Source organism: Anoxybacillus sp. MB8, from assembly GCF_011006755.1.
Lineage (GTDB): Bacteria > Bacillota > Bacilli > Bacillales > Anoxybacillaceae > Anoxybacillus > Anoxybacillus gonensis.
This window is the reverse complement of the sequence record NZ_RXXX01000039.1, coordinates 1-13,506: the sequence shown is the minus strand read 5'-3', so window position 1 is coordinate 13,506 and position 13,506 is coordinate 1. Positions and strand designations below refer to the sequence as shown.

Annotated in this window: 12 protein-coding genes; 4 read left to right on the top strand and 8 right to left on the bottom strand. The window is 43.8% G+C overall.

Annotation, left to right across the window (positions count from 1 at the left end; genetic code table 11):
* Positions 1-14: 14 nt before the first annotated feature.
* The 5 genes from EKC99_RS12260 to EKC99_RS12240 form a co-directional block, all read right to left on the bottom strand.
* A complete protein-coding gene (locus EKC99_RS12260) occupies positions 15-2,111 on the bottom strand; it encodes a methyl-accepting chemotaxis protein (protein ID WP_240468868.1) in 2,097 nt (698 codons plus the stop codon).
* Positions 2,112-2,217: 106 nt separating this feature from the next.
* Positions 2,218-3,300: a polysaccharide pyruvyl transferase CsaB gene (gene csaB / locus EKC99_RS12255; protein WP_240468867.1), complete on the bottom strand. Its 1,083-nt coding sequence runs from the start codon at positions 3,298-3,300 to the stop codon at positions 2,218-2,220.
* Positions 3,297-5,159, bottom strand: a complete 1,863-nt coding sequence (locus EKC99_RS12250) for a DUF5693 family protein (protein WP_240468872.1) — start codon at positions 5,157-5,159, stop codon at positions 3,297-3,299. The genes csaB and EKC99_RS12250 overlap by 4 nt, the downstream gene beginning before the upstream one ends.
* Positions 5,156-6,688 carry a putative polysaccharide biosynthesis protein gene (locus EKC99_RS12245; protein ID WP_163152089.1) on the bottom strand — a complete coding sequence of 511 codons (1,533 nt, stop codon included), beginning with the start codon at positions 6,686-6,688 and terminating at the stop codon, positions 5,156-5,158. Before EKC99_RS12245 ends, EKC99_RS12250 begins: the two co-directional genes overlap by 4 nt.
* Positions 6,685-7,419, bottom strand: coding sequence for a WecB/TagA/CpsF family glycosyltransferase (locus EKC99_RS12240; RefSeq protein ID WP_163152087.1), 735 nt, complete (start codon positions 7,417-7,419; stop codon positions 6,685-6,687). The genes EKC99_RS12245 and EKC99_RS12240 overlap by 4 nt, the downstream gene beginning before the upstream one ends.
* A gap of 139 nt (positions 7,420-7,558) precedes the next feature.
* On the opposite strand from EKC99_RS12240, the gene EKC99_RS12235 reads away from it, so the two are divergent.
* A complete protein-coding gene (locus EKC99_RS12235; protein ID WP_240468866.1) occupies positions 7,559-8,128 on the top strand; it encodes a hypothetical protein in 570 nt (189 codons plus the stop codon).
* 21 nt (positions 8,129-8,149) lie between these two features.
* Here EKC99_RS12235 and EKC99_RS12230 read toward each other — a convergent pair whose 3' ends face one another.
* On the bottom strand, positions 8,150-9,280 hold the full coding sequence (locus EKC99_RS12230; RefSeq protein WP_163152083.1) for an SEC-C metal-binding domain-containing protein: 1,131 nt from the start codon (positions 9,278-9,280) through the stop codon (positions 8,150-8,152).
* 134 nt (positions 9,281-9,414) lie between these two features.
* Between EKC99_RS12230 and EKC99_RS12225 the strand changes: the two genes are divergently transcribed.
* The 3 genes from EKC99_RS12225 to EKC99_RS12215 all read left to right on the top strand — a co-directional run bounded on the left by EKC99_RS12225 (position 9,415) and on the right by EKC99_RS12215 (position 12,410).
* Complete coding sequence (locus EKC99_RS12225; protein ID WP_163152081.1) at positions 9,415-10,272, top strand: CvfB family protein; 858 nt, start codon at positions 9,415-9,417, stop codon at positions 10,270-10,272.
* Positions 10,269-11,261 carry a Gfo/Idh/MocA family protein gene (locus EKC99_RS12220; RefSeq protein WP_163152079.1) on the top strand — a complete coding sequence of 331 codons (993 nt, stop codon included), beginning with the start codon at positions 10,269-10,271 and terminating at the stop codon, positions 11,259-11,261. The genes EKC99_RS12225 and EKC99_RS12220 overlap by 4 nt, the downstream gene beginning before the upstream one ends.
* Positions 11,262-11,357: 96 nt before the next feature.
* The gene (locus EKC99_RS12215; protein ID WP_136260153.1) at positions 11,358-12,410 is read left to right on the top strand and encodes a Fic family protein; all 1,053 of its coding nucleotides are present in this window, start codon (positions 11,358-11,360) and stop codon (positions 12,408-12,410) included.
* Between the two features lie 8 nt (positions 12,411-12,418).
* On the opposite strand, the gene EKC99_RS12210 is transcribed toward EKC99_RS12215, so the two are convergent.
* On the bottom strand, positions 12,419-12,829 hold the full coding sequence (locus EKC99_RS12210) for a VanZ family protein (protein ID WP_163152077.1): 411 nt from the start codon (positions 12,827-12,829) through the stop codon (positions 12,419-12,421).
* A gap of 48 nt (positions 12,830-12,877) precedes the next feature.
* Positions 12,878-13,506, bottom strand: a 629-nt coding sequence (locus EKC99_RS12205) for an RNA-guided endonuclease InsQ/TnpB family protein (RefSeq protein WP_163152075.1), incomplete at its 5' end; no start/stop codon positions are given.

Sequence of the window (13,506 nt, the reverse complement as noted above, 5' to 3'; positions counted from 1 at the left end):
AGAAACGTCCGGGACTAAACGGTAAATTGCTTTCCTTTTTCCGCTAAATGTTGCGCCTTGTCGCTTAACGTTTGCACGTTTGCGGCAATTTCTTGAACGGCAGAAAGCAATTGTTCATGAGCAGCTGCCGCTGTTTGTGTTTGCTGTTCTGCTTCTTGGGCGATCGTTTCCGTCTCTTTCATCGTCATCGCCAGTTCATCAAACGCGTTCGTCATCACCGCAATTTTTTGGGCGACATCGTCCATTTGTGTCATGACATGATTAGTCGTTTGTTGAATGCGGTTAAACGTTTCGTCCGCTTCGTGTGCGATCGTCATACTTTTTTCGGACTGTTGTTGCACATGTTGCATCGCTTCCACCGATTGTGACGTATCTGTTTGCACTTCTTGCAATAGTTCGCGTATTTGCTTTGCTGATAAAGACGATTGTTCCGCCAGTTTTCTTACTTCGTCTGCGACAACGGCAAAGCCACGCCCATGCTCGCCTGCGCGCGCTGCCTCAATCGCCGCATTTAACGCCAGTAAGTTCGTTTGTTCAGCAATGTTTGTAATCATCGTCGCCATTTGGGCAATGTCAGCAGAGCGTTGATGCAACGCTTGAATCCATTCGCTCGATTGCGTAATAAAATAGCTCATCGTCTTCATTTGGTCAATCATTTTATCCATCGCCGCTGTTCCTTTTTCGGCTTCGCGCGTCATCGCTCGTGCGGCCTCTGCCGCCTGTTGCGAACGAGATAAAATGTAGTTTGTATCGTCGACAAGCGTATGAACGGCTTCGACATTTTGCTGCGCCCATATGCGTTGCTTGCTCGATCCGGCCGCGACTTCTTCCATCGTCGCCCCGACTTGTTCCATCGCTTGCGCCGCTTCTTCAGTAATGGCGGTCAGCTCATGGGCGGATGCGGATACGTCATACGTCAATTGTTGGTTTGCACTAATCATCGAACGGAATGAAGCAACGAGCGATTGGAACGATTGGGCAATATGAGCAAATTCGTCGTTTGACGAGACGGACATTTGCACCGTTAAATCCCCGCTTGCCGCTTGTTTGCTTGCCTGCTCAATCGCTGCAATTTGTTCACGCACCGCCATGTAAAAAGCGATAAACAAGTAAATAACAACTGACACAGCGAACGCCCCTAAGCCGATCGTCAACCATTTTTCAACGGTCACCGCCCGATATTCGCCATCTAAATGCGTTTGAAACGCATGGAGTGAAAAGCGAGCTAACTCATATAGCTGTTCATGCACATGATTTGTTTTTTCATATAATTCAACCGATGTTAACGAAATGCGATTCGTTTGCAAAAATTCGCGTTGAAATAAACTGGAAATACTTAATAAATCTGTTGAGATCATATCGTTATATTGCTGTACTTTTTTGCGCATCTTTTCATCGTCCACAAAAAGAGGAGTCGTTGCACGGCTGATCGTTTGCATCGCCGTTTCTAATCCGTTTACCCAATACGTCATTTTTGAACGTTCGATTTCATACAATTCGCTTTTTAACGTCAACTCCGCCGCAAACGACTGCGCCCCTCCGATCGTTTCCGTCAGAAATGGCACATGCTCAACAAATAAACGAGCTAAATAATGATTGTTCATATCGTTATCGAGCGATACGTGCGAACGGCTAGCGACATAAAGCAACAATTGATGCAAATCGTAGACGAGGGCGTTATGACGCTTCACCGCCTCGCTTGCCGTGTACATTTTCCAGTTGTCTTGCACATCTTGCATTTGCTGCAACAGCTGTTTCCATTTCTCTTCATCAATAAAGTTTGCTTTTTGCTCTTTATGTACACTTTGTAATGTTTGTATTGATTTTCTTAACATCGCTTGCGCCTCTGCTACTTTGTCCTCTTTCCCATGTCCGAGAAGAACGGTCGTCGTATATTCGCGATGTTTTTGTATGCCGTACATTGCATCAATCATCGGAGCAATGTACGCTACTCCTTGCTTTTCCTTTTCAATTAGCGTTGCCTTATCGGTCAATAGCCGAACGTACAAGACGCTAATCGAAAAAAGAGTGAACATAAAAATGGTCGCAAGCAACATAAACTTTTTACTAAAAGGCAAGCGATTCAATAGCTTTTTTCCTAACGTAAACATCGGCGCATCCACGCTCCTTACGAAAACAATATGTACATATTGTTTTCTATTTTATCAGACGATTCATAAAAATTATATAACAAAAATAAAAAATAGGTCATTCGACCTATTTTTTCTTTCGAAACAAAGCGAGTGCCTCTCCTGCTGTTTGCTCAGCTGTTTGTTGAAGCGGTGCAACGGCACGAATCATCGCTTCTTTTCGCTCTTCTCGTTTATTCATACATTGTTGAATATATGAAAATAGTGCTTCACCGTCCCAGTGATCATCTTCCACGTGAGCGAATACCGGTTGATTCGCTTGGTTTGCAAACGCATCAATTTTCGGATCGTACGATAACGCGATAAACGGCGTATGACCGACCGCGGCAAAAATTAATGCGTGCAAGCGCATCCCAACAAGCAAGTGCGCGCTTGCAATCATCGCCATTTTTTCTTCCATGCTTGCGTCATGTGGGGCAACCACCGCATGCTCTTTCATCATTGCCAACACACGCCGCGACGTTTCATCATCGTGATGTCCATGCATCGGGATAAATACAACATCAAAACCTGCTTGAACGGAACGGTCGAGCGCCGTTGCCACTTTTCTTTCAAAATCGCGACCGCGCGCCCAATCGCGAACGGAAACGGCAATGACAGGACGTGTAAACGATTGTTGTTGCCACCAAACGGTTGGCGTTGTCGACGGCTTCAGCGCCATCACCGGATCAGGCACGACAGTGATCGGCTTTGTGATCCCTAAAGTTCTTAATAGTTGTGCCGATGGCTCATCGCGCACCGTTAGACGATCGACTTGATTGAGCGTCCATTTCATGAGCCATTGGTTTTGCTTTTTGTTGACAGGACCCATCCCTTGCGCATAAACCATGACCGGTTTGCCTAACCATTTCGCGATTTGCATAATGGCTGTATAGTACGGAATGCTGCGCCACCCTGTTTGATCTTGAAGCAAACTGCCCCCACCGCTAATTAAGCCATCACTATGACGAAGAGCTTGAATGATATCACCGATTCGCCAACGATTCACAGCCTGAACACCATACGTTTTTTCTGTAAAGGCCGGATCGTTAGAAAGCACGGTCACTTGCACGTTCGGATCATGCGCACGAAGCGCTTGAATGATCGCATATAAAATTGCCTCATCACCGACGTTATGAAAACCGTAATATCCTGATAACACGATGTTCATCTTATCACCTTTTTCCATGCCCACTCATATACGTAAATAAGCACGATACCAACGATAAATCCAAGCCCGAGACTATATATCGTGCGAACAAACGAAATAAATAGTGGAATATGCAAATGTGTAAATGTATTGATCATCGATAACCATCCGATCGTTCCGACGACAAGAAGGATCGCTCCTAGCTTCTTTTGCTTATTTATAACAAATAACGCAAGCAAATACGCTGGAAAGCCGAGCAAAAACTCTTTTGTGCGCGGACGTACGTACAGCCATTCTTCAAGTTTTTGTCTAAAAACAAGTTCAAATGCACTTGCCGTTCCGGTATTACCAGAGCGTAAAACGTAGTATGCTAGCAGAGCGAGAATGAACATGCTAAGCACGACGTGTCCAATCGTAATCGGTTGCTTCCATAGCTTTTTCAAAAACGCCAAAAGTGGCTGTTGAATAAGCGAAGGCAATATAAGTAACATCATCGCTGCTAGCGGTACGACGTAAACGAGCTTTACTCCGCGAAATCCTTCGCCGACATAAGCCATATACTCATTTCCGTACAGCATCGTCACAATCCAGCTTATTCCGATAAATGAAATCGCCACCGCGCGGCCATATGCGATAAACGTTCCACGCCACCCTTCTCGGACAGAAGAAGGCTTCGCTGCATATATTGGAGTGACGATCGCTATGAGCAAAGCGAGTGCTTTTAAGGCTAAATCAATGGCTAACACCGTACCGGCAATCCCTAAAACGAACACGCCTCCTGCCGCAAGCGGTGCAATGATCGGTGACACGAGAGAGCGAACGGCGAGAAACACGAAAGCAGCTGCCCCAACAATAAATCCAATCGTCGCCATCTGTGAACGTTCAATCGGTGCGAACGGTTCGCTCTTGCCGAGCATATAGTGATTTGGCATATGTTGAACAATTTGTTTCATTACCGTCATCGTTTTTTCAATGTTTTGCTTCTCATCAAATGATGTGTACGGACGAATAAATAAGGCGCGAATATTTCGTTCTTTTACTGCGCGAACCGCCACATCTACCGCTTCATCTGGTTTACGCTGCTCTAAATTTAAACTATGCAAACGAACGACATGCACATTCATCGCTTTCGCTAATGTCGTCAATCCTTTCGCCTCATAAAACTCTGTTGACAATAATGCATAGCCTGCTTCGTTCCATCTTTTTCCCCATTTTTCAACATCAGACGGATAACCGGCAACTTCTTCCCCTGTCGGTAACAGTTTCGATATATGTTCGTTTTTTAGCGTATTGACTTGTTGAAGAACGCGTACACTCGCTTCGTTCATATCGCGCGCATCTGGAATGCGAAGCACGACCATAAAACCGCGTGTCATTAGGTTAGAAATTTTCGTTTCATCATATCCAAGCGGAACGCGCTCGATTTTTTTCGCATTTCCTTCAATCATATAGTACGTCTTTCCGTTTACTTGAATCGCTTTGACGTCATCGCCAAATGTCGCTTGTAAAGATGTAACAGTCGGAAACGTATCGTCGAGTGGGTAAACGACGATGCCACGCGCTGGCGTCACAACGTGTTCATTTGCTAATGCGAGCGCTTGTTTCCATTCCCCCATTCTGAATAGCAACACACGCCCCGATTTTTCAAGTGAATCAAGCGTTTCTCCCTCAACGCTGACCGTTGTTAGCCCTGCTTCTTTTAGCTGCTTCCATACTTGTTCTTCATCTTCTTGCAACCACGCTTCTACTTCATCGTATGGCATGATCATTTCATACGTTCGATTGTTCCACTCTGTTTCATGCCGCTTGCCAATCGCTGGAGCAACAAGGAGAAGCGAAATGGCCATTATGAATAACAACCACTTTTTCACATCATTCATCCCTTCTTCGTTTGATTCAACCATTGGCGAAACTGTTGAAGCGTCACACCACCGAGCGCCAACACAACCCCAAGGTAAAATAAACCGCCTGCGACAGTCGCAGCTGTCACATAACCGAAAGAGGCAAGTCGTCCCCATGTTGGAGAAATGAAAAATAAACCGACTCCCATCATCACAGAAGCAGCAACATATACGACGACTTTTCGGCTCCAAAACGGGAGCGATATGCGTCGACGAATCGCAACATGATTCGCCCATGTAATAAACGCATACGTAAATACCGTTGATATCCCTGCACCAATTAGGCCGTATAACGAAACGAATAAGACGTTTGTTCCCCATTTCACGATACAGCCGATTAAAATGATGGCTGCCGCGCGTTTTGACTCGCCAATCCCTTGCAAAATGCCTGTTCCAAGCAAAGCAAGCGATGTAAACACCGAACTGGCTAGCACGGTTGCCATCGTGATGCTTCCTTCGTTATTTGTAAATAAAGCGATATTTAAAGGAACGGTTAAGCCAGCTAAACCGGCTGCGATAGGCCACGATAAAAAATGTGATAGGTCAAACGATTTTTGAACCGTTTGCTGTGCTAAGCTCGTTTCCCCTTTCGCCATTTGTTTACTTAACAAAGGAATAAGCGGCAGCACAAGGGAAGATGAAAACACCGTCGCAATTTGGACGAGCGCTGTCCCGCGGCTATACAATCCAAATAAATAGCTCGTTTCGCCCTCGGCTGCTCCGTACCAACGAAGAGCAATCGGAACGGAAAGCGAATCGACTAAATTTAAAAATGGCATCGCAAGCGCCCCAAGCGCAATCGGGATAGATAGCTTTAAAATCGTTTTGCTTGTCTGTACCCATTGCGTGCGCGAAAGTTTCACGCGCTTCGGGCGATGAGGAGAACGGGCATACAATACACGTAAGTAAATGAGACTTGCTAGCGCACCGAGCGGCGAGCCGATCATGATCCCCCCTGCAACGATATCATCGCGATATGCAGCTTGAACCATATAAAAAGCAACAAGTAAAATGAACGCAACCCGGACAAACTGTTCAAGCACTTGTGAAGCAGCCGTCGGCTTCATATTTTCGAGACCTTGGAAAAACCCGCGATATACCGCCATATACGGCGAGATGAGAAGCGTCGTGGAAACGACAACGATCGCCAATCGCGCTTCCGGACCACCAAGCGCTTTCGCAATCCAAGATGAACCGCCTGCAAGGAGTGAAAAACTAAGCACGCCGAAACTAAATGCCAATAAGCTGGCGGTTTGGACAAGTCGCGCTACCTCGTCTTCTTTTTGCCGAGCGCGCGCTTCTGAAATGAACTTCGATACAGCAATCGGAATTCCAGCAACAGATAAAATTAACGCAACCATATAGAGTGGATAAACGAGACTAAAAATGCCAAGCACTTTATCTCCTGCAATATTTTGCAACGGAATGCGAAAAATGCTGCCAAGCACTTTTGAAATGATCGTCCCAACCGTTAAAATGATCGTCCCTTTAACAAATGACTGGCTCATTTTCCGACAACCTTTTGCTTTAAAATTGTCCACGCAAACCGCGGCAACGCTAACATTCGTTTCGCCCGCGTCGGCTGCTTCAATAAACGATATAGCCACTCTAAATGAAGACGAATCCATAGTTCAGGGGCGCGCTTGACCACCCCAGCAAGCACATCAAAACTTCCGCCAACTCCCATCCATACACCTCGTCCTACCGTTTCTATATGTTCCGCAATCCATTGCTCTTGTTTTCCCATTCCTAACGCAACGAAAACGAAGTCGGGCTCTGCTTGTTTCACTTCTTCGACAATCGTCTTGTCATTCCAATCAAAGTAGCCGTTGCGTACCCCGACTAAACGAACGTTTGGATAATGGTGACGAATATGCTGCGCAGCTGCTTGTACAACTTCCTCTTTTGCGCCAATCATATATACGCGATATGCGTATTCATTTGCAAGCTGCAAGCATCGACATAATAAATCGTAGCCAGCGACACGCTCAGGCAAAGGTGTGCCAAGTAGCTCGGCCGCTTTGACAACTCCAATCCCATCGGCAACGACATAATCTGCTTGTTGAATCGTTGCCATATATGACGCTTCTTCTTTCGCTTTCATTACAATTTCAGGATTCGCCGTGACGATAAAGCACGGCTTTTGTTGTTTGACGCGCTCATGAACGACGGCAACCATGTCATCCATCGTTGCGCGCACAAACGGAACTCCAAGTATATGAACCGTTTGAAACGACATACAAAACGCTCCTTCAATTCAATTGTTCGACAACATTATTAATGATATCACATGACTATGCCATTGACTATTTCTTCTTCGACATAACATTGGTAAACTAATGGTATACATACACGCAAAAGAAAGGATTGTGTACACGATGGAACAATGGACAAATGACACGGTCAACCGGACAGTCATGGCACTTGTACAACAACTGACAAAAGACTGGACGAAAACGAAAGTACACTCGGAAATATTAGAAATTTTAATGAACATGCGTTTAGAAACGAAAAATGAAGAAGAATATGTGAATTTGCTGTTAACGAATGTCGCCTTCGCTACGGAGTCGAGTTTTGCCCTACAAAAAATATTTGAACTGATTTTATTAAATAAACAATTTCCACCTGCAGAAGCTGTACAAGCTTGGCTAACGGATGCGCATAAAAAAATTCAAGAACAATTGCCAACGTTGCGTGACGTGTATTGGAAACATTTTAGCAACCCACAAGGTGAAGAACATATAAAAAGAAAGCTAGAACTAAGCTATTGCCCGCTGTTACTAAGCAATCGCATCAAAACGGATTTCATTTTCGCCTTCATTCATGAACAAAACCAACCGATGATGAAAGACTTTTTTCACGCCGATCCGAAAGCCGTACTTGAAGCGCTTCATCATATTAGCGGCTTTTTCGCTAGCATGATTTTAGAAGGCATTGAGCTCATATAAAAAAGGGAGCCTGCGCGCTCCCTATTCTTCTTCATCGCAATCTTCACATACTTCGAATATATCATCGTCCCAATCGTCGTCATCCCACTCGTCCCAGTCTTCATCTCCCTCAAGCGCTTCGGCTAATTCGTCGATCTCTTCTTCCAAAATAAAATCTAAATCTTCAAGAGCGTGATACAAATCATCAATGCGCCTAGAAAGCGTGCTTGCTGATATGCCGTACATCTGTGCAAGTTGTTTTTGCGACATCCATTCTTCCTGAAAAATGGTTTCGATAAGAAGGTAATGCAACGCAGCCGCATACACTTCCGGTTTGCGAATGTTCGGGTTTTTCGCACGACAATATTGGCGCCATATGATACGTGCGGTATCAAGAACGCTTCGATCGCCAATGTTTGCTTTTTGTTCAAGTATTGTTAATACTTCTTGATGTTTCGGTGACAACTCGTTCGTATCAATCAACGGAATCGTTAACGACTGTTGAAAAATATATGGATATTGCTCTATCCATTGTTTACGGTCTTTGTTGCATTGCTCCCAATGCTCTTGCACCACATGTTTTACAGCGTTCGATAACACAAGAGGCATCGGGAAAAATGTTGAAAAACAAGCAGTATATTGCCCATGTGGAACAAAAATGCCTGTTATGACTTGTCCAACTTCCAGATCGTAATCGATATGTTGATCTAAACATTTGATTTGCTTCGTTTCACCTGTGACAAGATCGATTCCGAACGCAAACGAACCGTCTATATGATCGATTTGCACAAATGACGGAAACGCTTCTTTCCAAGACGTCAAAATAGACAATACAGACGGACGGACGTGATGTTTACGAATCGTGCTTAAGTAGTAATCGAGAATGGTCATGCCGCGCATATCTTTTTTAAAAAACATCACCCATGTGCTAATAAAAAATCGAAAAATCATCAGAGCGTCTTCATCTCGTTCTTTTGGATGGATATATGCTTTTGTATGTTGATATAAAAATGACTCATGTTCAAAAGCAGCATAGCGAATGAAATCGTGCATATGCTGCTCTATTTCTTGATCGACAAGTTTATGAATGGAAATGACATTATTCCCGCAACAATGTTTATACTTTTTCCCACTTCCGCACGGACATAACGCATTTCGGGCGACTTTATTCATCGTTTTCACCTCAATCTGTTTTTCTTTCCTTATATTGTACCACGCGCAAATCGAACAAGATACATCCTTTGTTTCCTGCATGTAAATCGTGTAGAATAAAAAAATAAACAATTTATGCAAAAAGGAAGAGATACATGATTGGACAAATCGTTACATGGAAAGTAAAAGAACAAAAACCGTTCGGTTACATCGTCACAAACGAAAAAGAAACGGCGTTGCTTCACGAAAGTCAATGTGAAGGCGAACTGCAAATCGGAGAGGACGTTTGTATATTTTTATATCACGATCACGACGGACGCATGCGCGCGACGATGAAAAAACCGCTCATTACGACATCGTCATACGGTTGGGTGGAAGTGGTCGATGTTGTGCCACAATTAGGCGTTTTCGTTCATATCGGTATTGAAAAAGATATATTATTGTCGATCGATGACTTACCGTCGCTTCCGACGCTTTGGCCTGAAAAAGGAGATCAACTGTACTGTTCACTCCAAGTAGATAAACGTGGGCGACTGCTCGCCAAATTGGCTGATGAAGAGACGATGAAACAAATAAGCGTTCCAGCACCCACTTCTGCGTTTAATACAAACGTGCGCGGGCGCATTTATCGTCTCATCAAAGCAGGCTCTTTCCTCATCACAGACGTTGGCTATCTCGGATTTATTCACGAATCGCAAAGAAGACGGGAACCGCGCCTTGGGGAACTAGTGGAAGGACGCGTCATCGCTGTAAAAGAAGACGGAACGATAAACGTCTCACTCCTTCCTCGTAAACAAGAAAGCTTACAAACGGATGCTGAAACGATTTATCGTTATTTGGAAAGTCGCGGTGGGGCGATGCCGTATGGCGACAAAAGCGATGCCGAAGATATTCAAGCGCGCTTTCATATGAGTAAAGCTGCCTTTAAACGAGCGCTCGGACGATTAATGAAAGAAAATAAAGTGTACCAACAAGACGGTTGGACATATATCAAAGGGAGAGAAAATGAATGATTCGCTTTGCGACAATCGGAACAAACTGGATTACAGAGGCGTTTATTCGCGCCGCCAAACAAGTCCCATCTTTTCATTTACAAGCTGTATATTCTCGCCAAAAAGAAACGGCGGATGCTTTCGCCGAAAAAACAGGCGCTACGCAAACGTTCACTGATTTACACGAACTTGCCGCAAGCGGCGATATTGATGCCGTATATATCGCAAGCCCAAACGCTTTTCATGCTGAACAAGCGATGATACTGATGAATCACGGCAAACATGTCATATGTGAAAAACCGCTCGCTTCTAACGCCAAAGAAGTGGAAGCGATGATTGAGGCGGCACAAAAAAATGGTGTCGTGTTGATGGAGGCGATGAAGGCGACGTGTTTACCAAACTTTCAAGCGGTTCAACACCATTTACCGAAAATCGGGCGCATCCGTCGTTACGTCGCAAGTTATTGCCAATACTCTTCGCGCTACGATGCGTTTAAACAAGGAACGATCGCCAACGCCTTTCATCCTGCCTTTTCAAGTGGCGCATTAATGGATCTTGGCGTGTATTGTTTATACCCGCTCGTTGTGTTATTTGGTGAACCAAAATCGATTCAAGCGCATAGCATTCGCTTATCGTCCGGCGTGGATGGTGAAGGAAGCATCATACTCGATTACGGTGATATGGATGCGGTTGTCATGTATTCTAAAATCGCAAACTCTTATGCTCCTGCCGAAATTCAAGGGGAAGAAGGAACGATCGTCATCGACACGATCCATACGCCAACGCGCGTACATATTCATTACCGCAACGGACAAAGCGAAGAAATAAGCGTTCCGCAGCCGCATGAGCCAATGTACTACGAAGCGCTTGAATTTATGACGCTCATCGAACGAGGAGAAAAAGAATCAACAATCAATTCACACGCTCACTCGCTTGTAACGATGAAAATTATGGAAGAAGCGAGAAAACAAACAGGCATCGTCTTTCCTGCGGACGAACGTTTCGTTTAAAACGAAACGTTCTCTTTTTTTATGTAATGAGTATATTTTTATAAGAATGAGTTCATTATGTTATAATTAAATGTAATCATTTATAAATGAGGTGATATGATGCGCATATACAATTACGAGCTATTGAAACATCTCCCATACTCCATGGAAACGATTCAACTACTTACAAAAATTGATGAATACAAAGGGAAACAAGACTTATACAAAAAGCAATCTCCTCAAATACTCGAAACGCTGAAAAATGTAGCAATCATTCAATCCACAAAATCATCAAATGCGATTGAAGGAATCATCATTACAGATAAACGACTTAAAAGCATTATGGCTGAACAAACGTTACCGATGGATCGATCGGAAGGGGAGATTGCCGGATACCGAAATGTGTTAAAACTGATCCACGCATCATACGACGCCATTCCGCTATCCCCTTCTATCATTAAACAACTGCATCGTAATTTATACGAGTATGTTCCTTCGCAAGGTGGAGAGTGGAAAAATCAAGATAACTATATAAGTGAAACGCTCCCGAATGGTGAAAAGTTTATCCGTTTTATTCCTGTACCAGCTTTCCAAACCGATGAACATATGCGCCTTCTTTGCATGACTTTTCAACATACAGTTCAAAAAAGTGACGTACATCCATTAATTGCAATTGCCACCTTCATTTTAGATTTCCTTTGCATTCATCCATTTCACGACGGCAATGGACGGATGTCACGTTTATTAACTCTTCTTTTACTATACAAATCCGGATATGAAGTCGGTCGTTATATTAGTATGGAGACACTCATTGAGGAAAGTAAAGAAACATATTACGACGTGCTAAAGCGCTCATCAATCCATTGGCATGAAGGGAAAAACGACATTTTCCCTTGGCTGCATTATTTCTTATCGATCATTGTTGCCGCATATAAAAAACTTGAAGAACGTGTTGGCTATATAGAAACAAGTCGCGGAAACAAACGAAAACGCATTCAAGATTTTATTGAAGGAAAAGTTGGGTATTTTACAAAGGAAGAGATTCGCCACGCTTGTCCTGATATTAGCGAAGCAACGATTAATCGCGTCTTAAATGAATTAAAGGAAGCGAAGAAAATTACACCAATCGGTAAAGGGAGAGGTGCGAAGTGGAAAAAAATGAACGAATAAGCGAGCGACTATGCCCGCTTATTCGCTTTCCAAACGATCCATAAAACAACCGTTGCCCCGATCATATCGATGATAACGTCAGAGAATAAGGCCGTTCGTTTCGGCTGAAACGATTGATGCCATTCGTCAAAGATGGCATATATGAGTGTAAACACCCAAGCAATCTGATAACGATAGCGGTGCGGGTGCATAGCTTTCCACACAAGAAACGCCAACGTTCCAAACACCGTCATATGCGCACATTTGCGAACGATAAAATTCCACGAAAACACCCCATCGCTCACAGGACGGTTCGTTTCAATTCCAAAATAATTCAGCCAATGGCGAATCCATTGCGCCGTTTGCTCTCCGGTAAATAGCGGAGACTCTGTAAAATAGTAAATAAGCCCACACCAGGTTATCAATTTTATTAAAATCATAGAATAATAATAAAGATTTTAACAAAATTGTTTATCCGTCCACGTCGTTTAAGCGACATGTACTCGGATCGGGTGTAACCCCACACCCACTATCCCATTGGCAAACGCCTTTGGGAATACTTTTCTCATAATGTTGTATGCCCCATTGACATCTGCGTGGATGAGCGTTCCGTTTTCAGATTGAAACAGCCCACGCTTGATTCGTTTTCCTTTGTATTGTTTTTGCTTTTTGATTTCTTCCATGTCTAAAAAACTGCATTTGGATGTATAGCTTTCTTCTGTCACGATGACACGAATGCCATGCTGTTTTGCTTTGTACTGCAACTGATGAAGAAACGTTTGATACGGAATGTGAACGAACGCTTGATTTGTGCGCTTTCCGAGATGGACTTCACGCTTCCAATCTTTATTCATCCCCACCACAATCGTATCGCAGTCTAAAGACAGCGCATGTTTGATGACAAAGGCACTCGCTTGGTGCATAAAGTTTTCTACGATGCGGTTTCGTTTTTCTGTGATCTTGCTCATTCGTTTTGTCCAATCGAGTCCATTCATCTGTTTCGCTACTTTGCGGTAGTGGCTCATTTGTTTGTTGTAGTATTGATTGGCGGATTTTAGACCTTTACCATTGATGACGATCGGTTGTTTGCCCACGTTGTTCACAATGGTTGCGAAGT